21 protein-coding genes and 1 pseudogene are annotated in these 26,481 nt (G+C 40.8%); 6 read left to right on the top strand and 16 right to left on the bottom strand.

The window, feature by feature from the left end:
- Window positions 1-4 precede the first annotated feature (4 nt).
- The 3 genes from spoIIR to prfA form a co-directional block, all read right to left on the bottom strand.
- Window positions 5-844: a stage II sporulation protein R gene (gene spoIIR / locus B1NLA3E_RS22330; protein WP_015596085.1), complete on the bottom strand. Its 840-nt coding sequence runs from the start codon at window positions 842-844 to the stop codon at window positions 5-7.
- Between the two features lie 326 nt (window positions 845-1,170).
- Window positions 1,171-2,031 (bottom strand): peptide chain release factor N(5)-glutamine methyltransferase, encoded by an 861-nt coding sequence (gene prmC, locus B1NLA3E_RS22335; protein WP_015596086.1) that lies wholly within the window; start codon window positions 2,029-2,031, stop codon window positions 1,171-1,173.
- Window positions 2,024-3,097, bottom strand: coding sequence for a peptide chain release factor 1 (gene prfA, locus B1NLA3E_RS22340; RefSeq protein WP_015596087.1), 1,074 nt, complete (start codon window positions 3,095-3,097; stop codon window positions 2,024-2,026). The genes prmC and prfA overlap by 8 nt, the downstream gene beginning before the upstream one ends.
- 635 nt (window positions 3,098-3,732) lie before the next feature.
- On the opposite strand from prfA, the gene B1NLA3E_RS22345 reads away from it, so the two are divergent.
- The 4 genes from B1NLA3E_RS22345 to B1NLA3E_RS22360 all read left to right on the top strand — a co-directional run bounded on the left by B1NLA3E_RS22345 (window position 3,733) and on the right by B1NLA3E_RS22360 (window position 8,468).
- The gene (locus B1NLA3E_RS22345) at window positions 3,733-4,395 is read left to right on the top strand and encodes a TorD/DmsD family molecular chaperone (protein WP_015596088.1); all 663 of its coding nucleotides are present in this window, start codon (window positions 3,733-3,735) and stop codon (window positions 4,393-4,395) included.
- A complete protein-coding gene (locus tag B1NLA3E_RS22350; RefSeq protein WP_015596089.1) occupies window positions 4,385-6,793 on the top strand; it encodes a DMSO/selenate family reductase complex A subunit in 2,409 nt (802 codons plus the stop codon). The genes B1NLA3E_RS22345 and B1NLA3E_RS22350 overlap by 11 nt, the downstream gene beginning before the upstream one ends.
- A 67-nt stretch (window positions 6,794-6,860) precedes the next feature.
- A complete protein-coding gene (locus B1NLA3E_RS22355; protein WP_015596090.1) occupies window positions 6,861-7,439 on the top strand; it encodes a DMSO/selenate family reductase complex B subunit in 579 nt (192 codons plus the stop codon).
- 39 nt (window positions 7,440-7,478) lie between these two features.
- The gene (locus B1NLA3E_RS22360; RefSeq protein WP_051120184.1) at window positions 7,479-8,468 is read left to right on the top strand and encodes a 4Fe-4S dicluster domain-containing protein; all 990 of its coding nucleotides are present in this window, start codon (window positions 7,479-7,481) and stop codon (window positions 8,466-8,468) included.
- A gap of 37 nt (window positions 8,469-8,505) precedes the next feature.
- On the opposite strand, the gene B1NLA3E_RS22365 is transcribed toward B1NLA3E_RS22360, so the two are convergent.
- Entirely contained in the window at window positions 8,506-8,955 is a 450-nt protein-coding gene (locus B1NLA3E_RS22365) for a hypothetical protein (protein WP_015596092.1), read from the bottom strand.
- A 274-nt stretch (window positions 8,956-9,229) separates the two neighbouring features.
- On the opposite strand from B1NLA3E_RS22365, the pseudogene B1NLA3E_RS22375 reads away from it, so the two are divergent.
- Window positions 9,230-10,389, top strand: a pseudogene (locus tag B1NLA3E_RS22375) (IS3 family transposase).
- 403 nt (window positions 10,390-10,792) lie between these two features.
- Here the strand turns inward: B1NLA3E_RS22375 and B1NLA3E_RS22380 are convergent.
- The 8 genes from B1NLA3E_RS22380 to B1NLA3E_RS22415 form a co-directional block, all read right to left on the bottom strand.
- Entirely contained in the window at window positions 10,793-11,413 is a 621-nt protein-coding gene (locus B1NLA3E_RS22380) for a thymidine kinase (protein ID WP_015596094.1), read from the bottom strand.
- 119 nt (window positions 11,414-11,532) lie between these two features.
- Entirely contained in the window at window positions 11,533-11,733 is a 201-nt protein-coding gene (rpmE, locus tag B1NLA3E_RS22385) for a 50S ribosomal protein L31 (RefSeq protein ID WP_015596095.1), read from the bottom strand.
- Between the two features lie 182 nt (window positions 11,734-11,915).
- Window positions 11,916-13,187 (bottom strand): transcription termination factor Rho, encoded by a 1,272-nt coding sequence (rho, locus tag B1NLA3E_RS22390; protein ID WP_041580798.1) that lies wholly within the window; start codon window positions 13,185-13,187, stop codon window positions 11,916-11,918.
- A 304-nt stretch (window positions 13,188-13,491) separates the two neighbouring features.
- The gene (glpX, locus tag B1NLA3E_RS22395) at window positions 13,492-14,454 is read right to left on the bottom strand and encodes a class II fructose-bisphosphatase (protein ID WP_015596097.1); all 963 of its coding nucleotides are present in this window, start codon (window positions 14,452-14,454) and stop codon (window positions 13,492-13,494) included.
- A gap of 93 nt (window positions 14,455-14,547) precedes the next feature.
- Complete coding sequence (locus B1NLA3E_RS22400; RefSeq protein WP_015596098.1) at window positions 14,548-15,834, bottom strand: UDP-N-acetylglucosamine 1-carboxyvinyltransferase; 1,287 nt, start codon at window positions 15,832-15,834, stop codon at window positions 14,548-14,550.
- 302 nt (window positions 15,835-16,136) lie between these two features.
- The gene (gene fsa / locus B1NLA3E_RS22405; protein ID WP_015596099.1) at window positions 16,137-16,778 is read right to left on the bottom strand and encodes a fructose-6-phosphate aldolase; all 642 of its coding nucleotides are present in this window, start codon (window positions 16,776-16,778) and stop codon (window positions 16,137-16,139) included.
- Window positions 16,779-16,887: 109 nt separating this feature from the next.
- Window positions 16,888-17,745 carry a class II fructose-bisphosphate aldolase gene (locus tag B1NLA3E_RS22410; protein WP_015596100.1) on the bottom strand — a complete coding sequence of 286 codons (858 nt, stop codon included), beginning with the start codon at window positions 17,743-17,745 and terminating at the stop codon, window positions 16,888-16,890.
- 246 nt (window positions 17,746-17,991) lie between these two features.
- On the bottom strand, window positions 17,992-18,345 hold the full coding sequence (locus B1NLA3E_RS22415) for a response regulator (protein WP_041580799.1): 354 nt from the start codon (window positions 18,343-18,345) through the stop codon (window positions 17,992-17,994).
- Between the two features lie 417 nt (window positions 18,346-18,762).
- Between B1NLA3E_RS22415 and B1NLA3E_RS22420 the strand changes: the two genes are divergently transcribed.
- Window positions 18,763-19,308: a DUF2529 domain-containing protein gene (locus B1NLA3E_RS22420; protein ID WP_015596102.1), complete on the top strand. Its 546-nt coding sequence runs from the start codon at window positions 18,763-18,765 to the stop codon at window positions 19,306-19,308.
- Window positions 19,309-19,584: 276 nt separating this feature from the next.
- Here B1NLA3E_RS22420 and B1NLA3E_RS22425 read toward each other — a convergent pair whose 3' ends face one another.
- From B1NLA3E_RS22425 to B1NLA3E_RS22445, 4 genes are all read right to left on the bottom strand, one after another.
- Window positions 19,585-21,189, bottom strand: a complete 1,605-nt coding sequence (locus B1NLA3E_RS22425; protein ID WP_015596103.1) for a CTP synthase — start codon at window positions 21,187-21,189, stop codon at window positions 19,585-19,587.
- 334 nt (window positions 21,190-21,523) lie between these two features.
- Window positions 21,524-22,066: a DNA-directed RNA polymerase subunit delta gene (rpoE, locus tag B1NLA3E_RS22430; RefSeq protein ID WP_015596104.1), complete on the bottom strand. Its 543-nt coding sequence runs from the start codon at window positions 22,064-22,066 to the stop codon at window positions 21,524-21,526.
- A 384-nt stretch (window positions 22,067-22,450) separates the two neighbouring features.
- Window positions 22,451-25,717: a fused isobutyryl-CoA mutase/GTPase IcmF gene (gene icmF, locus B1NLA3E_RS22440; protein ID WP_015596106.1), complete on the bottom strand. Its 3,267-nt coding sequence runs from the start codon at window positions 25,715-25,717 to the stop codon at window positions 22,451-22,453.
- Window positions 25,714-26,370, bottom strand: a complete 657-nt coding sequence (locus B1NLA3E_RS22445) for a TetR/AcrR family transcriptional regulator (RefSeq protein WP_041581288.1) — start codon at window positions 26,368-26,370, stop codon at window positions 25,714-25,716. The genes icmF and B1NLA3E_RS22445 overlap by 4 nt, the downstream gene beginning before the upstream one ends.
- Between the last annotated feature and the right edge of the window lie 111 nt (window positions 26,371-26,481).

The following is a 26,481-nucleotide window of genomic DNA, read 5'->3' on the forward strand; positions in this document are numbered from 1 at the left end:
CTGCTTAAAACAGCTTCGTCCACAGCTCTTTCACGAAAAACTTCACTTCGACATCATCTTCATCTTTTTCAGTGTAAACTGGCTTTTGGTCAGCCGTGTTGGTTTCTGTTTTCGTTACGACTTGTTGATTTTCATCTGTTGCTTTTGCAGCCGTGTTGGTTTGCTTTTGTTGTTTTTCTGTCTTCGGGTCGATTTTGCCTTCCTTAGTCTTTTCATTTTTTACTTCAGTATTATTTGTTATCTTTTCTTTTGTTTGTGGTTTGGCAGTTGGTTTTGTTTTTTCTTCTGTTGTTGTTTTGCTTGAAGTATGGTCTTTTTTCTTTTCGTCAAATCCATCACTAACGGCGACTCCGTTTGAGAAATCTAGGAAACATAATGGTGGAAATAGGACACACCACCAATTTGCCCCTTTCCCGTCCCCAAGCGTGATTAAAATGGCTTCATATTCTCCAGCTGGATAAAGGAACTGACCATATAATTTCGTTGGAAACTGAACCTTACCAAATGTTGCTGTTACAGCTTGTGTTTCATTTTCGTCGGCTACAACCTGTTCGGCAATCTTTTGAATTTCTGGAAGATGGCCTTTGATGACTGTTCTTGCTTCTTCTATTGAAGTTAGGTCCTGAACCCATTTGGTAATTTCAAGATTGACTGCGTCTCTTACTTTACGTTTTAGTTGTTGGTCATGCTTCGAGTCGCTGTTTGCTAAAATTCTTAGTCGGATCGCCTCATTTGGAATGACGACATCCTCTTTTGCGGTTACCTCGTTTTTTGGAATATATAAATTAAAAATCGTTGCTAATGATAACAGGATTAAATATGAACTGATTAATTTCTTTTTCATCTCTCTCGCCACCGTCCCCTCACTACACATTGTGGACAGGACGAAAGAATCTTAAACTAGTAAAATGAAAAAATTGCTGTTTTCGTAAACTTCTTTGCTATGTGCCAAAAGAGAAGTGTGGTTGATTTCCGCTCCAGTTGCTCGCTTTCCGTGGGGCGGGCGGTGAGCCTCCTCGGCGAAGCGCCTGTGGGGTCTCACCTGTCCCGCTGCTCCCGCAGGAGTCTCGCACCTTCCACTCCAATCAACATTGAGCTTTAACACAGTCTTTCCATAAAAAAACGCCACGATACACAGAAGTATCGCAGCGTCCCAACAAACCCATCACATTATTCTTTTATCGTCGCAAACACCATGCGGTCCTTGCCGTTTATATCAAAAACGATATCGACAGCTGCTTGTGGGAATGCTACTCGCAACATCTCCACCACAGCCTCACTTTGACCAGCACCTACTTCGAACCCGACTAGTGCTGTACTTTTCAAAACCAGCGGTAATTCCACCATAAAACGCCGATACAGATCCAATCCATCTTCGCCAGCAAACAAGGCGCGATGCGGCTCATGCTCGGTCACTACCTCAGACATTTCGTTCATATCTCCGACAGGAATATATGGTGGATTCGAAATCACCACATCAAACCTGCGTCCAGCCACAATAAACGGCTGCAATAAATCGCCATGAACAAATTCGACATCTGCTCCTAGCTTCTCAGCATTCCCTCGTGCCACCAGCAACGATTCCTCGGCTAAATCGCTTGCCGTCACAACCAACTCCGGGGCTTCCAACTTCAGCGTAACGGCAATCGCTCCACTACCGGTCCCGATGTCGACAAGGTCAACTGCTTTACTTTTTCCAAAAATAGACCGAAAACGCTGCAAAACTTCATATACTAGCTCTTCAGTTTCCGGACGCGGAATCAGCACCTCTTCATTCACAACAAAGCGCCGACCGTAAAACTCCTCAGCGCCGATCATATATTGAATGGGCCGACCAGCCACGTGCTCAGCCACCGCTTCCCGAAACGCAACAAGGACGTCGTCATCCAAACTCTCCTGCATATTGGCAAAAAGCTGCGACCTCGTCATCCCGGCAAAATGGCGCAACAATAATTCTCCCGCATTCTCATCCCGACCAGAAGCAACTAAAAAAGAAGAAGCCCACTGGAGGGCTTCATATATTTTACTCATCTGAGGCAGACTCCAGTTTGCTGGATTGATCTTCCATAATTAATGCATCGATAATGTCATCGATTTTGCCTTCTATTATTTGATCAAGCTTTTGAATCGTTAAGCCAATACGATGGTCAGTGACCCGGTTTTGCGGGAAGTTGTAAGTACGAATCCGCTCAGAACGATCGCCGGTACCAACCGCAGATTTACGAACTTGATCGTATTCTGCTTGGGCTTCTTGAAGAAACTTATCAGCTACACGGGCGCGTAAGACTTTCATCGCCTTATCCTTGTTTTTATGCTGCGACTTCTCATCCTGACAGGTTACCACGATTCCAGTTGGAACATGTGTGACTCGAACTGCTGACGCGGTCGTATTTACGGACTGTCCGCCGGCACCACTTGAGCAATACGTATCAACACGAACGTCTTTATCGGAGATATCAACATCTACTTCTTCTATTTCTGGTAAACAACCAACTGTGGCAGTAGAAGTATGAATGCGTCCGCCAGATTCCGTTTCCGGAACACGCTGAACACGGTGGGCACCATTTTCAAATTTCAATTTGGAGTAGGCACCTTTACCATTAATCATAAAAATAATCTCTTTAAATCCGCCTAGACCGGTTGGGTTTGCTTCGACCACTTCTGTTTTCCAGCCTTGTAAGTCAGCATAGCGACTATACATCCGGTAAAGTGTCCCAGCAAATAATGCCGCTTCATCTCCGCCTGCTGCTCCACGAATTTCAAAAATGACGTTTTTGTCATCATTCGGATCCTTTGGAATAAGGAGCTGTTTAAGCTGAATTTCGAGAGTAGTTAATTGCCCTTCAAGCTCATTCAATTCTTCTTTTACCATTTCGCGCATGTCAGCATCTAGCTTTTCGTCGAGCATGGCCTTTGCATCCTGAATCTGTTCTTTTATTTCTTTATACTGACGATATGTTTGCACAGTATCCTGCATATCTGATTGCTCTTTTGAAAAATCCCGCAATTTTTTCGGATCATTTACAATATCGGGATCGCTCAGCAGCTCATTCAGCCTTTCATAACGATCTTCGACAGTTTGAAGACGATCAAACATAGCCATTCACCTCTTATCCATTTCAATTAAATATTTATATAACGGCGCTCTGCCTTTTTCCAAAATTAAGAAAGTATAAACTTTAAATTTAGATTACTGTCTAGCTCCAGCGCCCAACGACTAGTGGACTTCACCCACCTCCCTACGATAAGTCAACATCGAATCGCTAGCGCTCTTCGTGTTTCCTTTATCTCAGTCGGTGCGCTCCAGTCCATACGTCGTTAACCGGGCGCTTCCGCTTTTCGACCCATAACATTCTAATTATAGTATAGTGATTGCCCTTAGTCAAAGTCTATTATCCCTTTTAAAAAATAGTGCCGCATTTTGGACGGATTCTGATTAAAATTATTAGGCCATTCCAACCTCCACGAACTTATTAAAATTATCTTAAAAGAATAAAATCGTCCATATTTTGTCTTTACATTTTGAATAATATGTGAAATATCCTTATACCTAAGTACGATAAAACATGAATACGATACAATCGATGGTAGATAAATTCTTTATTATATTCATATATGAAGTAAACCGATGTGACTTATTCCACACCCACCCTTTTGTACGGTGGGCATTTGCATGACCATATATATTGTGAAATACTTCACAACATATATATTCAGAATGGGAGCTGACTTATGCAGACTGTAGATGTTGCCCCGCTTCATGATTACTTAAAAGCGAGACAGAATTTTTACCGGTTTTTACAATTATTATTTTTCGAACCGTTCACTCCAGAAACCATTTCGCAACTTAAAAAAGACGGTAATTTGCAAGAACTTCAAGCCCTGGATCAAGCTGGTCAGTATCTGCACCAGTTTTTTGAACAGGTAACCGAAAATCAACTGCAACTTGAAAAAGACGAATTTAATAGATTATTTGTTGGGCCTGGACCCATCGTCGCCCCTCCTTGGGAATCAGTATATACCAGCAAGGAACGCCTGCTTTTTGATAAAACCACTTATCAGGTTCGCGAACAATATCACCACTTTGGACTTCAATTTCACGGTGAAAACAATGAGCCTGATGACCATCTTGTGATTGAATTAGACTTTATTATTTTTTTAAATGACCTATGTTTAAATGAAAGCGATTCTGTGAAACTGGCAGAGCTATTTGACTACCAGATAAACTTTTTAGATCTGCACCTGATCCAATGGGTACCCGCATTTTGCGGGAAGATTATCAAAAACACAGATAGCTTTTTATATAAAGGAGCTGCATTACTGCTCCAGGATTTTATTGAGTCTGAGTCAGAATCTTTAACAGAAATGAAGGAGGCATTGGCAGATGTCAGATAAAAACCAGTTTTCCAAGCTTATTTCAAAAAATATGAAACGTCGGACATTTTTAAAATGGTCTGGGGCCGTGGCCGTACCAGTTATTGCTGGTGGCATCGGGACAAAACTTTTGATTGACCGTAAAGAAACAACTACGGTCAAAGAGGACGACACCGAGGTAATCGTTTCAACATGTAATGTTAATAACTGTGGGGGCCGTTGCATTATTAAGGCCCATGTTAAAGATGGCGTGGTTGTCCGTGTCAGCACTGATACATCTAAGGCTGATGATCTCTCCGCTCCCCCATTGCGTGCGTGTGTTAGAGGAAGAAGCTATCGTTCAATGCTCTATCATCCAGATCGCTTGAAATATCCGATGAAACGTGTTGGCAAGCGCGGTGAAGGAAAGTTTGAACGCATATCATGGAAAGAAGCAGTAAATACGATTGCCTCTGAAATGAAAAGAATTGGTGATAAGTATGGTCCAGAGTCAAGATTTGATATTTATGCTACTGGTCAATGCTGGGGACTACACGGGGGAAGTACCTCTGTTCGCAAACTGTTGTCACTTACAGGGGGCTACTTAAACTATCGAAATGATTACAGTTCTGGAGCAGGTAACGTTGCCACCCCTTATACATATGGGGACAATAATTCAGGAAGTAGCTTCGATACTCTCCTTCATTCAAAATATATTATTCTTTGGGGACAAAACCCTGGGGAAATGGTTTATTCAACACCTTACCGTGAGTATTTACTGCAGGCAAAGAAAAATGGGGCAAAGATTGTTGTAATCGACCCTCGTTATACAGATACCGCTATCACATATGCTGATGAGTGGATTCCAATTTTACCGACAACCGATAATGCTTTGATGGATGCGATGGGCTATGTTATCGTAACCGAAAAATTACATGATCAAGCTTTCTTAGATAAATATTGCGTGGGCTTTGATGGCGAACATATGCCAGATGGAGTCGAAAAGAAAGAATCGTTAAAGAGTTATTTACTTGGTGAAAAAGATGGAATACCAAAAACGCCTGAATGGGCTGAAAAAATCTGTCGTGTTCCTGCCGATAAAATCCGCCAAATAGCTCGCGAGTATGCCACAACTAAACCTGCTGCTCTTATTCAAGGCTGGGGGCCACAACGGCACGCTTATGGAGAACAAATTATGCGAGGCGGGGCGCAGCTTGCTTGTTTAACTGGTAATGTAGGAAAGCTTGGTGGTTGGGCCGCAGGTACCGGTTATTGGAACCGTGCAAATATCGTCTACCCTTTTGCTTACGAAAATCCAGTTAAAGCATCCATTCCATGTTTCCTTTGGACAAAGGCTGTTGAAAAAGGAACGGAAATGACTTCCGCAGATGGTTTAGAGGGTGCTGAAAAACTAGATACAAATATCAAGCTTATTTTTAGCATGGCAAGCAATATGCTCGTTAATCAACACGCAGATATTAATAAAACAAAAAAACTGCTTGAAGATGAAAGTAAAGTGGAATTTATTGTAGCCAGTGATATCTTTATGACTCCAAGTGCAAAGTTTGCCGATATTTTAATACCCGCAACCACCTTCTTTGAACGCTGGGACATCGGTACACCTTGGTGCTTCGGCGATTATGTTGTATTAGGTCAAAAAACCATTGACCCACTTTATGAGTGCCGCGATGAGTATGATGTTTTTGCAGATGTTGCTGAAAAATTAGGAGTGAAAGATAAGTATTTAGAAGGAAGAACAACGCTGGACCTAGTCAAAGAAAGTACAAAACGGACAAAGAAAGAGCTTGATCCAAACTTCCCAACCTTTGATGAGTTTCGTAAGACTGGCGTCCATCATTTTAAATATGATGAACCACTTATTGGATATAAAGCGCAAATTGATGACCTGGAGAAAAATCCATTTAAGACCCCTTCAGGAAAAATCGAACTATTCTCTAAAGTTCTATGGGATATGAACAACCATGAGGAAATCCCAGCGATTGCAAAATATATTCCTGCTTGGGAAGGTCCGTCTGATCCATTAATAGAACAATATCCATTGCAGTTGATTAGCTGGCATTATAAACGGAGATGCCACTCAACTCATGATAATAACCCTTGGCTTGAAGAAACAGCTAAGCAAGAAATGTGGATTAATCCGATTGATGCCAAAGCCCGGTCGATTTCCGATGGGGACAGAGCGAAAGTTTTTAATGGTCGCGGTGAGATTGTCATCGATGTTAAAGTCACCAATCGCATCGTTCCAGGAGTTGTCGCGATCCCACAAGGTGGTTGGTATTCTCCAAACGATAAAGGAATTGACCAACGAGGAGCAGTGAATGTACTTACTAACCAGAGGCCTACCGCACTGGCTAAAGCTAATCCTCAACTAACTAACCTTGTTCAAGTTGAGCGCAATCTAACGTCAAGCACTTCATGAACCTTTATTTATTAATAAAAATTTGTTGATGCTAAAACTATCAAAATGCAAAAAGGAGTGAAGAATCTTGACGCAGTTAGGATTTTATATAAATCAAAGTATTTGTATTGGCTGTAAAGCTTGCCAGGTTTCCTGTAAGGATAAGAATGATCTTGATGTTGGCGTGAATTTCCGCCGAGTCTATTCCTATGAGGAAGGCGGTTATGCTCAAAATGGCAATGGAATTACACCGAATGTTAAAGCTTTTACTTTTTCTATTTCCTGCAACCATTGTGATTCTCCGGCTTGCTTAAAAAATTGCCCGACTGGCGCGATTGAAAAACGTCCAGAAGATGGCGTTGTCATTATCAAACAAGATGTTTGTATCGGAACAAAGTATTGCGTTCAGGCCTGCCCATATGGTGGACCACAGTATAATGAAAAGCTGAAGAAATCAAATAAATGCAATCTTTGCATCGATTTACAGGAAAAAGGTGAAGACCCTGTTTGTGTAGCAACTTGCCCAATGCGGGCCATCGAGTTTGGACCAATTTCCGAATTGCGAAAAAAATACGGTGATACTGATCAAATTAAAGGGATGCCAAGCGCAACGATTACTCAGCCTAATTTGGTCATTACTCCACACCGAGATGCTAAGATGAATTAATAAGGGCAAAAAATCATTCCCGAGTAAGTAGGTGAGATAATGTCGCTTATTATTAATTGGCTAGAAAGCCTATCTATTGATTTGCATATTACTGAGCGTTGTTCGCTTGAGATCAGTCCAAAATCAACCTGCACCGCTTGTATCGATCATTGTGAGTCTGAAGCTCTATCTTTACAGAAAAACAAAATTATCATTGATTCTAGCAAATGCCATACTTGTGGTAAATGTATCATCGCCTGTCCCATTTCAGCTATTTCTGGAACAATGCCAAACCGTAAAGTGAAGAATGGCTTGCTTTTCTATGAAGCACATTACTGCCCATCGGTGAAGGAATTGCTCACCTATCGTAAAAGAGGAATAAGAGAGATTGCTGTTCCAAATGGATGGCAGGATGATGATTGGGAAAAAGCAGTAACTGAGGTAAATGGCATTTTGACAGAGATTGGTTTATCTCCATTCTGTTTCCAGCAGGCGGAGGAAATCAAGGATCCAGGTATGACGAGACGGGAATTATTTCTTTCCGCTCGAACAAAGGGGCAATCTTTAGCAAAGGAATTCGCCCCTGCTTCCTGGCGTCATAATCCAAAAACCTGGTCGCTTCCCGACTATTATCCCGATATCCAATTCTATCAAGTAGAATTGGATCAGGAGAAGTGTTCGCTTTGTAAGGGTTGTTTTTCTCTCTGCTCTCAAGGAGCGCTAAGCCTTTCGGAATCAGAATTTTTTATTGATAATCAAAAGTGTACCAATTGTTCCATTTGTGCTGATGCTTGTCCTGAGGGTGCGATTTTGATTAGAGAAGCATTGAAGGTCAAGTCAGAATCACGTTTTCCCATCTTCGAGGCTACATGCAAACGTTGCAAACAAAGTTATTTGTCGTTTGCTGATCAGTCTGACGATGATGCAGTGTCAGCTCGTTTGCTGGACCGGCACGAAATTCGGCCAGTTTCGGATGACCATGTTCATAATACGGGTTCAGGGCTTTGCCACGTTTGCTCCAACATGGGGAACGACTGGCTTATGCCATGAAGAGAAAGACAGCCGAGGTATCCTCAGGCTGTCTTTTTTAGGTTCGATCTTGAAGTACTCTTACCTCAATTTTGTACCGCGGCAGCGCTTTGACCAGGAGAGCATGGACAATGGCTTCGGCATCAATTCTTTGTTCGTTTGTCATCATGCCTTTTTTATAAACAGTAACCCACATTACATTTCCATTCACCCAAACCGATTCTGATTGATACTCTGTCGTTTGATTTATGACATCGCGGGCTTTATCGACGTCACTGCGGATACTGTTCCGTCCCCCATCCGTGTTTAAAAGGTTTGGGTTTTGATCACTCATTGTTTGTCCGCGGGTCTCATTTGTGGTGTCAATATTGTTGGCGCGGCGATTTGACATTAGTTGTGTTCCGTTTTTATCTTCATTACTACTGAATGCATTGTCTGCATTAGACTTTGCTGTGCATCCAGATGTGATGGTTAGCATTAATAGGATAGTTAATATTGATTTTTTCATCACACATACCTCCCACTTTTATTATGTCCAGAGACATGGAGGATGTGGTAAGGCAAATTTTAGTGGGTATGGGGGAATCGGGGAACTTTTTCTCCACAATAATCGGTACAGAAAAACGCTCAGAGGAAAAATGCTCTGAGCGTTACTATTTTATTAAATTATTCAACAAAAGACCGCTTTATTTGAATAAAAGTGGATGTAGACTAGAAGACGGACACGTAGAATTGGTCATTTGTTATAATGACAATTATATATAAAAGAGGACGTGTCTTTAGTGGGGAAACATTTTGATAACGAATATAAAATGCAAATAGCTCAACTAGTAGTGGATGAGGGCAAAAAGGCTACTCAGCTGGCAAGGGATCTAGATATTCCTATTGGAACAATTAGAAACTGGATACAAGTTTATAAGAGTAAAAAGAATGAAGGTTTTGTAGGTAGTGGAAACTTATCGCCTGATGTGAAGGCAGTTAAAGATCTTGAAAAGCAAATTAAGGATCTTCAGGAGGAAAACGCAATCTTAAAAAAGGCTATGCACATTTTCACGAAAAGCCCGATGTAATTTATGAGTTTATTAAGAATCACCAGCACGAGTTTCGTGTAGTGAAGATGTGCAGTGTTTTTGGTGTTTCTAAAAGTGGGTATTATGATTGGCTCAAACGAGACGAAAGCGAGCAGAGGATGGCCCGTAAAAGACTTACTGAGGAAATCAAAAATATATACTATAAATCTAAGAAGCGATACGGAAGCATTAAAATTACACGAGAACTACGTAAGACAGGATTTTCTGTATCAGAACGCCACGTTCAGAGGATCATGACAGAGGAAGGAATGAAATCCATAACAGCTCAGAAGTTCAAAGCTACGACCAATTCAGACCATGATAAGCATATTTATCCAAACCTTCTTGAACAAAACTTTAAGACATCTGGACCAGGAGTGGCGTGGGTATCTGATATCACCTACATTTGGACACGCCAAGGATGGTTATATTTGGCCAGCGTTATGGATCTTTATTCACGAAAAATCATCGGGTTTTCTATGAGCAGTCGTATGACCAAGGAACTGGTAATACAAGCGCTGGAACGAGCTGTGAGGCACCAGCCTCCTAAAAAAGGTCTGATCCACCATTCGGATCGGGGTAGCCAGTATGCATCTAAAGAGTATACAAAGATATTAAAAGACGCTGAAATACAAATAAGCATGAGTGGAAAAGGCAACTGTTATGACAATGCTTGCATTGAGTCATTCCACAGCGTAATTAAAAAAGAGCTCATATTTCACAAGGACTACAAAACGCGTAAGGAAGCAAAGAGCAGTATATTCGATTACATCCTGAGTTTTTATAATTCATGGCGAATCCACTCCACTTTGGATTATTCCACGCCAAATGAATTTGAAAAAGCCTATTATTTAAAAAACGAAGCTGCTTGATTCTAATAATTCCCCTCTCTGCTTTGTGACAAATCTGAAAGATTGTCACAAGGTGGAGAGGCCACCAAGCGGTAGCGCGGTAGAGGTTCCAAAAAGAAAAAAGCTAATATTTATGTCCGTTTTCTTGACGGAGGTCCAAAAGTCATCTAATTTCTGGATTCCAACTAGATTTCAGGGATAAACGTATGATTTTTGATGGTATTTTGTCGAAATTCGAGATATACACTCGACTTTTCGAGATATATGCTCGACTTTTCGAGATTTATGCTCGACTTTTCGAGATTTATGCTCGACTTTTCGAGATTTATGCTCGACTTTCGAGGTGATATGCTCGACTTTTCAAGATATATGCTCGACTTTCGAGATATATGCTCAACTTTCGAAGATATATGCTTCCCTTTTTCTAGATGACAGTTTCGGTTTCAGCTACGGGTTCATCATCCTCGCATTGACGAGGTACCTCGTGATGATGGCGACAGCGAGGCTCGTATGCTTCCGAAGCGCCCACTAGGATGACTGGATCGTGGTAAGAAGCCGGGTTTCCATTAATGAGACGTTGAGTTCGACTCGCTGGTGAACCGCAGACAGAACATACCGCCTGCAATTTGGTTACTTGCTCGGCAATCGACAACAATGCCGGCATTTGTCCAAAGGGTTCACCACGGAAGTCTTGATCTAAGCCCGCAGTGATAACACGATAACCACTATAAGCAAGGTTCTGAATTACGTTTACGATGTCCTTATCAAAAAATTGGACCTCATCAATCGCAATCACATCTACTTCCGCATCTATATATTGAAAAATATCGTTTGAGTGGGAAATCGGGATAGCAATAAATGAAGTACCATTATGAGAAACGACAGCCTCTTTGCTATATCGGTTATCGATTTTCGGCTTAAAGACGACAATTTTTTGTTTGGCGAATTGCGATCTTCTGACGCGTCGAATCAATTCTTCCGATTTTCCGGAAAACATACTGCCACAAATGACTTCCACCCAACCGCTTTGCTTCATTACGTACATGAACGGTCTCTCCTTCCACGCCCACTTATCATTATCATAAACAAATTTCTTTATTTTTATAAAAATAAAAAACAGGCAAGGAATATAGTACTTCTTGCCTGCTTTTGATCATTTATTACTTACTTCATGCCGTATTTCTTGTTGAATCGGTCTACACGTCCGCCTACTTCAGCGAATTTTTGACGACCAGTATAGAATGGATGGCATTCAGAACAAGTTTCAACTTTTAACTCATTTTTTACTGAGCCAGTTTCAAACGTGTTACCACAAGCACATTTCACCGTAACTGTTTTGTAATTTGGATGAATTCCTGCTTTCATTCTTTTCATCTCCTTCCGCCCTGAATCTTTCGAAACAGAGTTATATGTTACGTGTTAGAACAAATACCTAACTCCGTAAAATTCAAAAACACACTGAAATTATTATAACAAGCATGTTGCTGATTTGCAACCAAGGAATTTCAGCAAATCGGCCTTAACAACAGACTGGTTATATTTACCGATTACGAACGACCTGGTCTTGACTTTATTTCTTCCCCAAGAATGGCAAAGAAATCCTCGTTCGATTTCGTCTGTCTTAATTTTTTGATAAACTTTTCGGCAAAATCTGGTGAATCGGTCATTGACTTCCGGATTGCCCATAGTTTGTCCAATTGTTCCTTTGGAAGTAGGAGCTCTTCTTTCCGAGTTCCCGAACGGCGAATATCCAATGCTGGGAAAATTCTGCGCTCTGCCAATGAGCGGTCAAGATGCAGTTCCATATTCCCTGTCCCTTTAAATTCTTCATAAATAACATCATCCATACGTGAACCAGTATCGACAAGCGCTGTTGCTAAAATCGTTAAGCTGCCACCCTCTTCAATATTTCGAGCTGCCCCAAAAAAACGTTTTGGACGGTGGAATGCAGCTGGGTCAATCCCTCCGGATAAAGTCCGGCCGCTTGGTGGAATAACCAAGTTATAGGCGCGGGCAAGACGCGTAAGACTATCCATTAATATAATAACATCGCGTTTGTGCTCAACGAGTCTCATGGCACGTTCAAGCACAAGCTCAGCCACTTTAATATGGTTTTCTGGAACCTCGTCAAAGGTTGAACTAACAACATCACCAGCAACGGAGCGCTCGATATCGGTTACTTCCTCTGGGCGTTCATCGATTAATAACACGATGAGCTCGGCTTCTGGGTGATTAGTAGTAATGCTATTGGCAATTTCTTTTAACAGCATGGTTTTTCCCGCTTTTGGAGGAGCTACAATCAAACCACGTTGACCGAAGCCTACTGGAGCCAGAATGTCCATGATCCTAGTTGATAAATGTTTTTGAGTTGTTTCCAAACGCATTAATCGATCCGGATAAAGAGGCGTTAAAGCTGGGAAGTGAACTCGTTCCTTAGCTGATTCAGGATTGTCACCATTAACGGCTTCAACATGTAACAAACCAAAATAACGTTCGCTTTCTTTTGGCGGACGAACTTTACCAGAAACTTTGTCCCCGTTTCTCAAGTCAAAGCGACGGATTTGTGAAGCAGAAATATAAATATCCTCCGAGCTTGGCGAGTAATTAATCGGCCTTAAAAAGCCAAAGCCCTCAGACTGAATGATTTCTAAAACGCCTTCCATAAAGAAATAGCCTTGTTGTTCTGCACGTACTTTTAATATAGCAAAAATTAGTTCTTTTTTTGTCAATTTACTGTAATACGAGACCTTCAACTCACGAGCTAACTCATAAAGTTCCTTCAGTTTCATACTCTCTAAACTCGAAATGGTTAATTCCATTATTACACCACACTTTTAAGATTGGTCATTCTCCCCCATATAATGGTAAATAGTATTTTCAGAAGATATGGATGGAAAAAAAGATAAGATTTGTTTAATAGAAGGTTTCTAGAAGTATAAGAAGTGATAGTCAACTAAACGCAGATATCTTTTACAAAAGGAAAAACAATTAATATTTTACCCTTCTTTGCAAAAAATAATCAACATATTTTTCAAGGAAGGATCAAATCATAAGAGGTTATATAGAGACTCCCTTTGATTATTACAAAGGGAGCATGGTTTTAGACTATAAAAACTAAACTAATTAACCCATAACCAAATTGGGTTTTTTAGTTAAATAGTGTTCTCCTTCAATAAAACGAACGGTTCCAGTTTTGGCACGCATGACAACTGAATGAGTTGATCCGTGAGTGCCTGTGTACTGAACACCACGAAGTAATTCGCCGTCAGTTACACCTGTCGCTGCAAAGATGGCATCGTCACCTTTAACTAGATCTTCCATAAGAAGAACTTTGTTTACTTCGATACCCATCTTATGACAACGTTCAATTTCTTCGTCGTTTGATGGAATAAGTTTTCCTTGAAGTTCTCCGCCAAGACATTTTAATGCAACAGCAGCGATAACGCCCTCAGGTGCTCCGCCTGTTCCGAATAAAATATCGACGCCGGTATGTTCAAATGCTGTATTGATCGCAGCAGCAACATCACCGTCATTAATCAATTTAATTCTTGCTCCCGCTTCACGAATCTGATCAATAATATGTTGATGACGTGGACGGTCTAATATGGTTGCAACGACATCGCAAACCTCTTTGTTTTTTGCTTTGGCAACAGCTTGGAGATTTTCCAAAACGGACGCATTGATGTCAATTTTCCCAACTGCCTCAGGTCCAACAGCAATTTTTTCCATGTACATATCTGGTGCGTGGAGTAAATTACCTTTATCTGCAATAGCGATAACAGCTAGAGCATTCCAACCACCTGCAGCAACGATATTGGTTCCTTCTAATGGATCAACAGCTACATCAACACCTGGACCATGTCCAGTTCCAAGCTTTTCCCCAATATAAAGCATTGGCGCTTCGTCCATTTCACCTTCACCAATAACGACTGTTCCCTGCATTGGAATTGAGTTAAATTCATTTCTCATGGCAGTAGTTGCTGCATCATCTGCTTCGTCTTTTTTTCCCCGGCCCATCCATCGTGCTGAAGCTAGTGCAGCAGCTTCTGTAACTCTAACTAGCTCCATTGTTAAACTTCTCTCCATCGGTTTCCCGCCTCCCAAATATCTCTGCTGTTTTGTCTCGGAAGTAATTTCTAACTATCTTTTAGTTTCCTATAGTCTTCTAAGGTGTCTGTCCTAAGTGTTTTTCAGTTGCTCTTGTTCTTCTTTTGTTAAGTCTTCACGCCAAACAGTAGCGCCAAGACCTTGAAGCTTTTCGACCAAATGGCTGTAGCCACGGTCAATGTGTTCAAGTCCAGTTACTTCGGTAATTCCTTCAGCCATTAATCCGGCAATGACAAGGGCTGCTCCGGCACGAAGATCACTCGCCTTCACCTTAGCGCCTTGGAGTTGAACTGGTCCATGAATGATTGCCGAGCGTCCTTCGACCTTAATGCCCGCATTCATTCTTCTCAGCTCGTCAATATGCTTAAAGCGAGCGCCATAGATCGTATCTGTTACAACGCTTGATCCTTCAGCTCTTGTTAAAAGTGAAGTAAACGGTTGCTGTAGATCGGTTGGAAAGCCTGGATAAACTAAGGTTTTAATGTCAACCGCTTTCAATTTATTCGGCGAACTGACAAACACTTGCTCATCACTTTCCTCGATATTTACACCCATTTCACGTAGCTTTGCAATAAGCGATTCCAGATGTTCAGGGATCACATTATCGATTAACAGACCGTCTCCTACAGCTGCGCCTAAAATTAAATAGGTACCTGCTTCAATTCGGTCAGGAATGATTGTATGTCGACAGCCATGCAGATTATCGACTCCATCAATTCGGATCACATCTGTGCCAGCACCTTTGATTTTTGCTCCCATATTTGTTAATAGTGTCGCAACATCAATGATTTCTGGCTCTTTTGCCGCGTTTTCGATAGTGGTCCGACCTTTTGCCCTTACGGCAGCAAGCATAATATTGATCGTGGCACCAACGCTGACAACATCAAGATAAATACGAGCTCCAATAAGCTCGTCGGCACGCAAATAAATAGCCCCCTGCTCATTGGTGACTTTAGCACCAAGGGCTTCAAAGCCTTTTATATGCTGATCAATCGGACGCGGACCAAGATGACAACCTCCTGGTAACCCAATGACCGCCTTTTTAAAGCGACCAAGCATTGCTCCCATTAAATAATAAGAGGCTCTTAGCTTTTTCACCTTTCCATTCGGCAAGGGCATGGAAATCATTGAGGATGGATCTACTGTCATTTCATTGTTCGAAAAATCAACGGTACCGCCAATCTCTTCTAAAAGCCCCTTTAAAATTTGAACATCTGAAATATCTGGTAAACCTTCAATTGTCACAGGCGAATCTGCCAAGATGGTTGCCGGTATTAAGGCAACGGCACTATTTTTGGCACCGCTAATTCGTACTGTACCTTTTAGCGGATAACCGCCTGCAATCTTAAGCTTTTCCATTGTTGACTCCCTTCTAAGCCATAAAGTGAAGTTGGGTGACCCTAAAGACGTATCATCATTCAAAAGCTTGTCTTCTTTTTTTACAAAATAAGAAAGTCTAAGCTTGTGAATTTAGATGAATGTCCGGTTCCAGCGCCTTAGAAACTACCGGCGCTTCCGCTTTTCTTTATGCCTATAATTCCAATATATATCTGAACCCAACACCTATTATACAGGTATCATTTTCCAATCGCAAAAGTCATTGCAAAAAAACACTAAAATTTTGCACACAAAAACATTCGTTTATCCTGAGAAACTGTATATTAACGGCCATTCCAGTCTTTTAAAAATGCTTCAATTCCTTGATCAGTTAACGGATGTTTTGTTAATTGTAAAATGACCTTCAAAGGAACTGTTGCAATATGAGCCCCTCTTAAGGCAGCTTCCGTTACATGTTGTGGGTGACGAATGGAAGCAGCAATGATTTCAGTTTCTAGTCCATGAACCGCAAAAATTTCGGCAATGGTCGAAACTAATTCTAAACCGTCATGACCAATATCATCTAGGCGACCAAGAAATGGTGAAACATATGTAGCACCCGCTCTTGCAGCAAGTAATGCTTGGTTTGCACTGAAAATAAGCGTAACATTCGTTTTGATTCCTGCTTGTGATAAAGCAAAGACTGCTTTTAAGCCGTCTGGAGTCATTGGGACTTTGACGGTAATGTTTGGTGCAAGCGCAGCAAGTTCTTTCCCTTCCTTAATCATTCCTTCTGCATCAAGGGCAATCACTTCCGCACTAACAGATCCAGGTACTAACGCCGCAATTTCACGAATGCGATCATGGAACGAAACATTTTTTTCTTTTGCAACAAGGGAAGGGTTTGTAGTCACCCCTGATAAAATACCTAAGGAATAGGCCTCACGAATCTCATCTATATTAGCTGTATCAATAAAAAATTTCATTTCTTTTTCCCCCAATCATAATGGTCTAAACGAAATATTTTGTTTTTTTAAAATGAATTGAAACCGCCACTAATAAAGGGCGGTTTCAATATCTATCTATACAACAGAATTAAGCTTTACCTGCAGATCCGAATTCACGGATTTTGCCAATAACAGTCGCTTTAATGGTATCACGTGCTGGTCCTAAATATTTACGTGGATCGTATTCATTAGGTTTTGCAGCTAATACTTCACGAACTGTTTTTGCGGAAGCAATTTGGTTTTCTGTATTTACGTTAATTTTTGCTGTTCCAAGTGAAACTGATTGTTGGATATCCTTTGTTGGGATTCCAGTACCACCATGAAGAACAAGAGGTACACCAGTTAATTTACCGATTTCTTCCATTTCTTTGAAACCTAATTGAGGTTCACCTTTGTAAGGACCATGAACAGATCCTAATGCAGGTGCAAGGCAGTCGATTCCTGTACGTTTCACAAGCTCAACGCACTCATTTGGATCAGCATAAATAACGCCTTCAGCTACGACATCATCCTCTTGCCCACCAACTGTTCCTAATTCTGCTTCAACAGAAACGCCTTTGGCATGAGCATATTCAACAACTTTAGATGTAATGGCAATATTTTCCTCGAATGAATGATGGGAAGCGTCGATCATCACTGATGTGAAGCCAGCATCAATCGATTCTTTACATTTTTCAAAGCTTGAACCATGATCTAAGTGGATTGCTACAGGTACAGTAATCTTATAGTCTTCCATAAGACCTTCGACCATTTTTACAATTGTTTTAAAACCAGCCATATAACGAGCGGCTCCTTCAGACACACCTAAAATGACAGGTGAATTTTCCTCTTGGGCAGCTAGTAGAATGGCTTGTGTAAATTCAAGATTATTTAAGTTGAATTGGCCTACAGCATAGCCCTCTTTTTTTGCTTTGTTTAGCATTTCAGTCATTGAAACTAAAGGCATTCTTTTTCCTCCTTATTGATGATTACAGTCGCTTTAAACAAGAGCGGTATTTCTTTAACAGGGTAACCCATTACCCTTATGAATATGTAGATTGTTTTGCTTTTAGTAAAAATAGAACTAAGCGACCCTATCGATATTCAATAGTATAATACCAAAAAGGAAAAGGAATTGCTATGCTTCAAACTGCGTTTTTCTGATTGTTCACAAAGCAAACGCTTACTTTGAACTTTATCAATTAAATGTTCCTTAATTTGATGAAACTGGTATATATTTCTTCACTGCAGCACGAATATCGTCGATATCAAACGGTTTGGCAAAATGGGTTAAAGCTCCAAGATCCTTCGCTTCTTGAATCATATCTAATTCACCATATGCAGTCATAATAATGACTCGAATATCTGGATTAACAACCTTCATTCGTTTTAAAATTTCGATTCCATCCATCCCAGGAATTTTCATGTCCAGTAATACTAAATCTGGCGGGGTTTTGTCGACAATCTCCAAGGCTTGGACGCCATTAGCGGCCTGATATGTTTGATAACCTTCCTTTTGCAATACTTCATTTAGCAAAATTCTGATTCCGAATTGATCATCTACGATAAAAAACTTTCCCTTTCATGCAATCCACCTCTATTCTTTAAACTTTTCTTAAAATGACTCTGTTAAACGAGAATGTTGATTTCCGTTCCAGGCACTCGCTTTCCGCGGGGCGGGCGGTGAGCCTCCTCGGCGCTTAAGCGCCTGTGGGGTCTCACCTGTCCCGCTGCTTCCGCAGGAGTCTTCGCGCTTCCACTCCAACCAACATTGTGCAAAAAATCAACATTGAGCTTTAACACAGCCCTTAAAATAAATCCTAATTTGCCTCAATAGTTATATTTCGATTTTTGTGGGTCAATATCCTGCCTATCCTCCTGTTCCTGATAGATTTTCACTCAATAATGTTTCGACATATTTTACGTTTTTTTGCAGACAGACTATAATCGGAAGTGACTAACAGCGTTTTGGAGGTGGAACAACATGTTAAAAATGTTTTCGACGCAATTAGCAGGTTTATTTAAAAGAATTCAGGAGCAAAATGAGTTCTCTTTTGAGGATGGAGCACGGTTGTTAGCTCAATCCGCCGCTTCTTCCGATGGAGCTATTTATATTTGTGGCTTTGGCGAAATGGCCGCGGTTGAAGCGGAAGCTTGTTGTGGCGCCGAGCCTTTATCTTTTGCGAAAAAATGGGATGGTGTTCAGGAAGTAACCGAGGCTGACCGAGTTGTGATGTTTTCACGATTCTCGAATGATTGTGATGCGGTTGCGTTGGCGCAAAGTCTCGTTGCACAGGGCATCCCTTTTGTAGCAGTCTCTACAGATGTGACGGCGGCAGGCCTTACAGATCAGTCGGATTTTGTCGATTTAACCAAGTTGGCGGATGTTTTTATTGATTTAAAGCTATCCAAAGGATTACTGCCTGATGAATCGGGCAATCGTGTCGGTTATCCAGCTGCGATGGCCGGATTATATGTATTTCATGGCTTGAAATTTACTTTGGAAGAGATTTTAGCTGATTTTGACTAAATCTTTTACCAAAACACGGCCTGAGAACGTGCGCAAAACTTTTTATTAGCCAATTTTAATTTTATTTGCCGAATAGAGCATTTTATTTGCTGATTTTTAATTTTATTTGCCGTTTTCATATTTTATTTGCCGATTCCACAATTTAGACAAAATTCAGTACGCAAACAACAAAATGACATCAAAAAGCGCCCTGGTCAACCACTGACCAAGGCGCTTTTCACTGTTCTATTTTTGTATAGCCTCAGCAGCTAACAACACGAGCCGCTTTTGCATTTCTTATTTTTCTCCGTACTGTAGCGATGCTTTAATAAAGTCACGGAATAATGGCTGTGGTCGAGTTGGTCTTGATGTGAATTCCGGATGGAACTGTGATGCAACAAACCAAGGATGATCCTTTAACTCGATTACTTCCACTAAACGACCGTCTGGGCTTGTCCCAGAAAAAATAAATCCTGCTTGCTCCATCGCCTGACGGTAGTGATTATTAAACTCGTAACGGTGACGGTGACGCTCATAGATCACTTCGTCTTGATACGCTTCATATGCCTTAGAGTCTTCTGATAACTTACAAGGATATAAACCTAGGCGCAACGTTCCTCCAAGATCCTCGATATCCTTTTGTTCAGGAAGAAGGTCAATGACTGGGTGTAATGTTTCTGGATTTAACTCAGAAGAATGCGCTCCTTTTAAACCAAGTACATTACGCGCATATTCAACTGAAGCCAATTGCATTCCAAGGCAGATTCCTAAGAATGGTACCTTTTGCTCGCGAGCATATTGAGTGGCAAGAATTTTCCCTTCAACCCCACGATCGCCAAACCCACCTGGAACAAGAATGCCATCAACCTCTTTTAACAATTCAGCAACATTTTCTGCATTCACATGCTCAGCATTAATCCATTTAATATCGATGTCAGCATCAAAGGTATAACCAGCATGCTTCATAGCCTCAACAACTGAAATATACGCATCTTGAAGCTCAACATATTTTCCAACAAGGGCAATTTTTGTTTTTCTAGATAAATTACATACTTTTTCAACAAGTTTTGTCCATTCAGTCATATCCGCCTCAGGGCAAGCTAGCTTTAAGTGATCACAGACAATTTGGTCAAGATTTTGCTCTTGAAGAGCTAATGGAATCGAATAAAGAGTATCGGCATCTTGGCACTCAATAACGGCTCTTTCATCAATATCACAGAATAAAGCGATCTTATCCTTCATATCTTGTGAAATCGGCATTTCAGTCCGAACAACAATCACATTTGGTTGAATTCCTAAACCGCGTAGTTCCTTCACGCTATGTTGTGTTGGCTTTGTTTTCATTTCTCCAGCAGCTTTAATATAAGGGACTAAAGTAACATGGATATACATCACATTGTCACGGCCGATATCACTCTTGATCTGGCGAATCGCTTCAAGGAATGGTAATGACTCAATATCCCCTACTGTTCCGCCAATTTCTGTAATAACGACATCCGCGTTCGTTTCATGACCAGCCCGGTAAACACGTTCTTTAAGTTCGTTCGTAATATGTGGAATAACTTGAACTGTTGCACCAAGATAGTCACCACGACGCTCCTTTTTCAGAACAGCTGAATAAACCTTACCAGTCGTTACATTACTGAATTTATTCAAATTAATGTCGATAAACCGCTCATAATGTCCTAAATCCAAATCCGTTTCTGCACCATCATCTGTTACAAATACTTCACCATGTTGATACGGACTCATCGTTCCTGGGTCCACATTAATGTACGGGTCAAATTTTTGAATCGTAACATTTAAACCTCTGTTCTTTAACAGTCGCCCCAGTGAAGCAGCTGTAATCCCTTTTCCTAACGATGAAACGACACCGCCAGTTACAAATATATACTTTGTCATATAGATGCCTCCTCTTTATAAGTTTGTACAATTTAGCCTTTATTTAAAGACTTGCATCGTCATTTCAAGATTGGGGTCTGATCATGTTTTGCCTAGTAAATTGCTTTTTTCATAAAGCTTTTTCATACCATTCATCATTTTTAAAAACTAGGAAAAATTTTGGTAGAAGAATAATAAATTATTTTTTTCCTTACGATGAAAAATAAAAAAACGCCCCGCCTACAACAAAGGTAAGGGAGCGTATTATAAACAAGCTAATCTTCGTTCCTTTTTTAAGGAGCCCAAAAATGATTCTACAAGGCACCATAAAAAAAGTCAAGACTCTTTCTCTACATTAAAGATCCTCTTCCTCGTCTTCATCTGGATCGAGGACATCATCACTTTCATCAAGATCTTCATCATCGACGATATCTAAATCATCATCAATAAGATCATCATCATCTTCAACATCTAAATCATCTTCATCAAAGCTGTCATCCTCATCAAGGACTTCCTCTTCAAACTCATCAATATCATCAAAGCCTATTTCTTCTTCTACTTCATCGAAATCATCTTCATCTTTAGCCTTTTTAGCCTTTTTCTTTTTCGGCTTAACAACAGGCACGACTTCTTCTTCAACATGGTCAACTGGGTACCAAACGCGCAGACCCCAACGGTTATCACCTAATGCCAAAAAGCGGCCATCTATATTCATGTCAGTATAAAATTGGGCAATTCTTGATTTTACTTCCTTCTCAGAAAGATTTAATGCTTTAATAATTACATCCATAATTTCATTAAAAGGTATTGCTTGTTTTTTTTCTACTAATAAATCGTAAGTAATTTCGATAAAAGACATTTCTTGCAATTGCTCTTTTGAGTATTGGTTAAGACTCAATTTCCGCACTTCCTTTCACTATTACCACCATTGCAGGGAAATTTATCCCAGAATACATATTCTTCATTATAAACAAAATCTTACCGTTTATGCTAGTTCTATCTATTCATTCACCCGTTTCTTTTCCTGCCTGATCTTTGTTAGCCTCTTAAAAGCAACATAGAAGAGATAGAATGAAATTAATAGGAACGGTATTGCGCCAAGTTGATGTGAATAAAGAAAAATTGTTGCGGCTATAACAATTATGAAAATAACAATATAAACAACTTGCTTCAACACCATTCACATCCTGCATTGGTAAAATGATCTAATCAAAATTGATTATATATTAAACAGGTCTGACTTAGAAGGAAAAAATCCTTTAAAGTCAGACCTGTTTTTCATTTACATATTCCGACGATACTGACCGCCGACTTCGTATAACGACTGGGTTATTTGACCAAGGCTAGCATACTTTACAGTTTCTACTAATTCTGCAAAAACATTGCCGCCAGATACTGCCACTTGTTTTAATCTATTTAACGCTTCTGCTACTTGATCATTGTGCCGTGCTTGGAAATCTCTTAAATTAGTGATTTGCGATTCCTTCTCTTCGTTTGAAGCACGGGCAATCTCCATATTGTTTACCGCATCCTCTGATGGTGGATTCGGATTTAAATACGTATTAACCCCGATAATTGGAAGCTCTCCCGTATGCTTTTTCATTTCATAATGCATCGACTCATCCTGGATTTTTCCGCGTTGATATTGTGTTTCCATCGAGCCAAGCACGCCACCGCGATCATCCATTCGTTCAAATTCACGAAGAACGGCTTCCTCAACAAGATCAGTCAACTCTTCCACAATAAACGAACCTTGCAACGGATTTTCATTTTTGGTTAAACCATGCTCCTTGGTAATAATCATTTGAATCGCCATCGCGCGGCGCACTGATTCTTCCGTCGGAGTTGTAATCGCCTCATCATATGCATTCGTATGAAGAGAATTACAATTATCATGCAGAGCCATGATTGCCTGAAGCGTTGTCCGAATATCATTAAAGTCGATTTCTTGAGCATGCAGCGACCGTCCTGAAGTTTGAACATGATATTTTAACTTCTGACTCCGCTCATTCGCCCGGTACTTATCACGCATCGTCGTCGCCCAAATTCGACGGGCAACTCGACCAATCACCGTATACTCAGGATCAAGCCCATTTGAGAAAAAGAAAGATAGATTCGGCGCAAAATCATCTATGTTCATACCTCTACTTAAATAGTACTCCACGAAAGTGAAACCATTCGCAAGCGTGAAAGCCAGCTGCGAAATTGGATTAGCGCCAGCCTCCGCAATATGGTACCCGGAAATAGAAACCGAATAATAATTTCGGACCTTTTGGTCAATAAAATATTGTTGAATATCACCCATCATCCGTAAAGCAAATTCAGTCGAGAAAATACAAGTATTTTGGCCTTGATCTTCTTTTAAAATATCAGCTTGAACCGTACCACGGACGGTTTGTAACGTGTGTGCCTTTACTTGTTCTGCTTCAGCAACAGTTAATACCCGACCTAACTCTGCTTGTTTTTTATCAAGCTGTTGGTCAATCGCTGTATTCATGAACATCGCTAGGATGATTGGCGCTGGTCCATTGATCGTCATCGAAACCGATGTAGACGGATGGCATAAGTCAAAGCCGCCATACAGCTTTTTCATATCTTCCAACGTGCAAACGTTTACACCACTTTCGCCAATTTTCCCGAAAATGTCAGGACGGTGGTCAGGATCTTCCCCGTAAAGAGTAACAGAATCGAACGCAGTACTGAGACGTTTTGCTGTATCGTCCTTGGATAGATAATGGAAGCGTCGATTGGTTCGATCTGGTGTTCCTTCACCAGCAAATTGCCGTTTTGGATCTTCACCTTCCCGCTTAAATGGAAACACTCCAGCAGTAAACGGAAAGAAGCCTGGAACATTTTCGCGGTAAACCCAGCGTAATATTTCTCCGTATTCAGTAAACTTAGGCAGCGCCACTTTCGGGATATCGAGCCCGGAAAGGCTTTTTGATTTAAGTATAGTAATGATTTCTTTGTCGCGGACTTTCGTAACAAATTGTTCAGCAGAGTATTTTTTTGTGGTGCTTTCCCAGCTATCGAGAATATTTTTTGATTCAGGTGTAAGTTTTAATTCTGTCTCATGCTTTAAGGCCCCAAGTGCGGTAATGATTTCTGAGTTGGTTTCTTTTTCTTTAACCGCTTCAATTGCTCCTTCAAGCTGGAATAGTCTGCGAGCAATCCCAACTTGCTCTTGTGCTTTTTTATGGTAATTACGCACTGTATCGGAAATTTCTCGCAAGTAATAACGGCGATCATTCGGAATGATTACATTTTGTTTCTCAACCTTTGCAGACTTTGAAAAAGTCGTCGTCCAAGTCGTCCCTGTGTTTTGATTCACTTTTTCAATTAAGGCCGCAAACAAGGCGTTTGTTCCTGGATCATTGAATTGGCTGGCAATTGTTCCATATACAGGCATTTCCGAAAAGTCGCGGTCATACGCTTGACGGCTGCGTTGATATTGTTTTTGAACTTGGCGCAAAGCATCTTCAGAGCCCTTGCGCTCAAACTTATTAATAACGACTAGGTCGGCATAATCAATCATATCTATTTTTTCAAGTTGGCTCGGTGCTCCAAATTCGCTTGTCATCACATAAAGGGATACGTTACAAATTTCAGCAATTTCAGCATCCCCTTGGCCAATTCCGCTTGTTTCAACAATGATTAGATCAAAACCAGCTGATTGCACAACAGAAATAGCGTCTTTGATCGCTAATGATAATTCACTTTTAGAACGCCTTGTCGCTAAACTCCTCATATAAACGCGCGGTGAAAAGATAGCGTTCATGCGAATTCGGTCTCCAAGGAGGGCTCCTCCTGTTTTTTGTTTGGTTGGGTCAACAGATAGAATCGCCACTTTTTTCTCAGGAATTTCGTTTATGAAACGGCGAATTAATTCATCGGTAAGCGAGCTTTTTCCAGCTCCACCTGTCCCAGTGATTCCGATAACAGGTACTGTTTGTTGGATGGTTTTTATTTCTTTAAGTAGGATTTCGGCTGTAGCAGCAACTTCTGTGCCAATTTCAACATGTTGCTCGGCAAGAGTGATTAATTTGGCAATAGTATTTACATCACCTGATTGGAGCTTCTTAATCGTTTGGGCAGTTTCATGATCAACCGTCGGAAAGTCGCTTTCCTGCAGCATCTGATTGATCATTCCTTGTAAGCCTAGGAGACGGCCATCTTCTGGTGAAAAAATTCTTGTGATTCCGTATTCATGGAGTTCATTGATTTCTTTCGGAATGATTACACCACCACCACCGCCAAAAATACGGATGTGAGAAGCGCCTCTTTCTTTAAGTAGGTCATACATATATTTAAAGTATTCAACGTGCCCACCTTGGTATGACGATATAGCAATTCCTTGCGCATCTTCTTGGATGGCAGCGTTAACTACCTCTTCGACTGATCGATTGTGACCAAGATGAATGACCTCTGCACCGCTACCTTGAAGAATCCGCCGCATAATATTAATGGACGCATCATGACCATCAAATAAACTTGAAGCCGTTACAAACCTAATGTGATGACGTGGCTTATATACCTCTACTTTATTCATACTCGCCCCTCCGCTTCTTTAACATAAAATCCCTTTAAGCCGGCAAAAATCCAGTCCGTTTGCATTTCAATATACTCATCAAGTGTATATTGTTTTTGGATTGTCCAGCGCCGGAATCCCCACATCTGACCTTGGACGACAACATTATGCGCCCATAATTTTACTTCCTTCGTCGTCATGCATAATTCGCCTTTATCGACGACGAGTTGAATCACATCCTCAAGCATTGAAACCATATCTATTTCTTTCTCTAATACATATGGGAGTGCATCTTTTGACAGCGATTTGGCCTCCTGATACATGACGAGGACCTCTTCCTGCACACTATCCATGACTCGAAAGAAATTTTCAATTCCATATCTTAAGCTCTTAAGTGTCCCTTGGTGGGAAGCCAAATCCTGCTCCAACCGGTCTTTCACTTCATCATAAATGCTGTCACAAACGAGATACAAAATATCCTCTTTTGACCTGATGTATTCATAAAGCGTCCCAATACTAAAACCAGCAGCTTTAGCAATCTCTCGAGTGGTGGTGCGATGAAATCCTTTTTGTTTAAAAAGAGCAATAGCACCTTTAATCATTTGATTTCGCCTCATTTTAACGAGACGCTCATCCTTTACTGATGCATGTATTTCACGTCTTTGCTTTTTCATGATTTCAACCGCCTTTTTCACCTTCAATCTCCTGTTGACTCTCTATCCGATTGAACGAATGGGTCTATTTTCAGCTTGATCAAAACGTGTTATTTTTTGAAAGTTCAGAAA

The organism is Bacillus sp. 1NLA3E, from assembly GCF_000242895.2.
Lineage (GTDB): Bacteria > Bacillota > Bacilli > Bacillales > Cytobacillaceae > Bacillus_BU.

What these genes read in the sequence shown, in the direction of transcription:
- B1NLA3E_RS22425 (WP_015596103.1), bottom strand. Translation starts at nt 21,189, where the DNA reads ATGACAAAGTATATATTTGTAACTGGCGGTGTCGTTTCATCGTTAGGA.
- glpX (WP_015596097.1), bottom strand. Translation starts at nt 14,454, where the DNA reads ATGGAGAGAAGTTTAACAATGGAGCTAGTTAGAGTTACAGAAGCTGCT.
- prmC (WP_015596086.1), bottom strand. Translation starts at nt 2,031, where the DNA reads ATGAGTAAAATATATGAAGCCCTCCAGTGGGCTTCTTCTTTTTTAGTT.
- B1NLA3E_RS22345 (WP_015596088.1), top strand. Translation starts at nt 3,733, where the DNA reads ATGCAGACTGTAGATGTTGCCCCGCTTCATGATTACTTAAAAGCGAGA.
- prfA (WP_015596087.1), bottom strand. Translation starts at nt 3,097, where the DNA reads ATGTTTGATCGTCTTCAAACTGTCGAAGATCGTTATGAAAGGCTGAAT.
- B1NLA3E_RS22400 (WP_015596098.1), bottom strand. Translation starts at nt 15,834, where the DNA reads ATGGAAAAGCTTAAGATTGCAGGCGGTTATCCGCTAAAAGGTACAGTA.
- B1NLA3E_RS22410 (WP_015596100.1), bottom strand. Translation starts at nt 17,745, where the DNA reads ATGCCTTTAGTTTCAATGACTGAAATGCTAAACAAAGCAAAAAAAGAG.
- rho (WP_041580798.1), bottom strand. Translation starts at nt 13,187, where the DNA reads ATGGAATTAACCATTTCGAGTTTAGAGAGTATGAAACTGAAGGAACTT.
- B1NLA3E_RS22350 (WP_015596089.1), top strand. Translation starts at nt 4,385, where the DNA reads ATGTCAGATAAAAACCAGTTTTCCAAGCTTATTTCAAAAAATATGAAA.
- icmF (WP_015596106.1), bottom strand. Translation starts at nt 25,717, where the DNA reads ATGAATAAAGTAGAGGTATATAAGCCACGTCATCACATTAGGTTTGTA.
- B1NLA3E_RS22380 (WP_015596094.1), bottom strand. Translation starts at nt 11,413, where the DNA reads ATGTACGTAATGAAGCAAAGCGGTTGGGTGGAAGTCATTTGTGGCAGT.
- B1NLA3E_RS22360 (WP_051120184.1), top strand. Translation starts at nt 7,479, where the DNA reads ATGTCGCTTATTATTAATTGGCTAGAAAGCCTATCTATTGATTTGCAT.
- B1NLA3E_RS22445 (WP_041581288.1), bottom strand. Translation starts at nt 26,370, where the DNA reads ATGAAAAAGCAAAGACGTGAAATACATGCATCAGTAAAGGATGAGCGT.
- rpmE (WP_015596095.1), bottom strand. Translation starts at nt 11,733, where the DNA reads ATGAAAGCAGGAATTCATCCAAATTACAAAACAGTTACGGTGAAATGT.
- fsa (WP_015596099.1), bottom strand. Translation starts at nt 16,778, where the DNA reads ATGAAATTTTTTATTGATACAGCTAATATAGATGAGATTCGTGAGGCC.
- B1NLA3E_RS22365 (WP_015596092.1), bottom strand. Translation starts at nt 8,955, where the DNA reads ATGAAAAAATCAATATTAACTATCCTATTAATGCTAACCATCACATCT.
- B1NLA3E_RS22420 (WP_015596102.1), top strand. Translation starts at nt 18,763, where the DNA reads ATGTTAAAAATGTTTTCGACGCAATTAGCAGGTTTATTTAAAAGAATT.
- spoIIR (WP_015596085.1), bottom strand. Translation starts at nt 844, where the DNA reads ATGAAAAAGAAATTAATCAGTTCATATTTAATCCTGTTATCATTAGCA.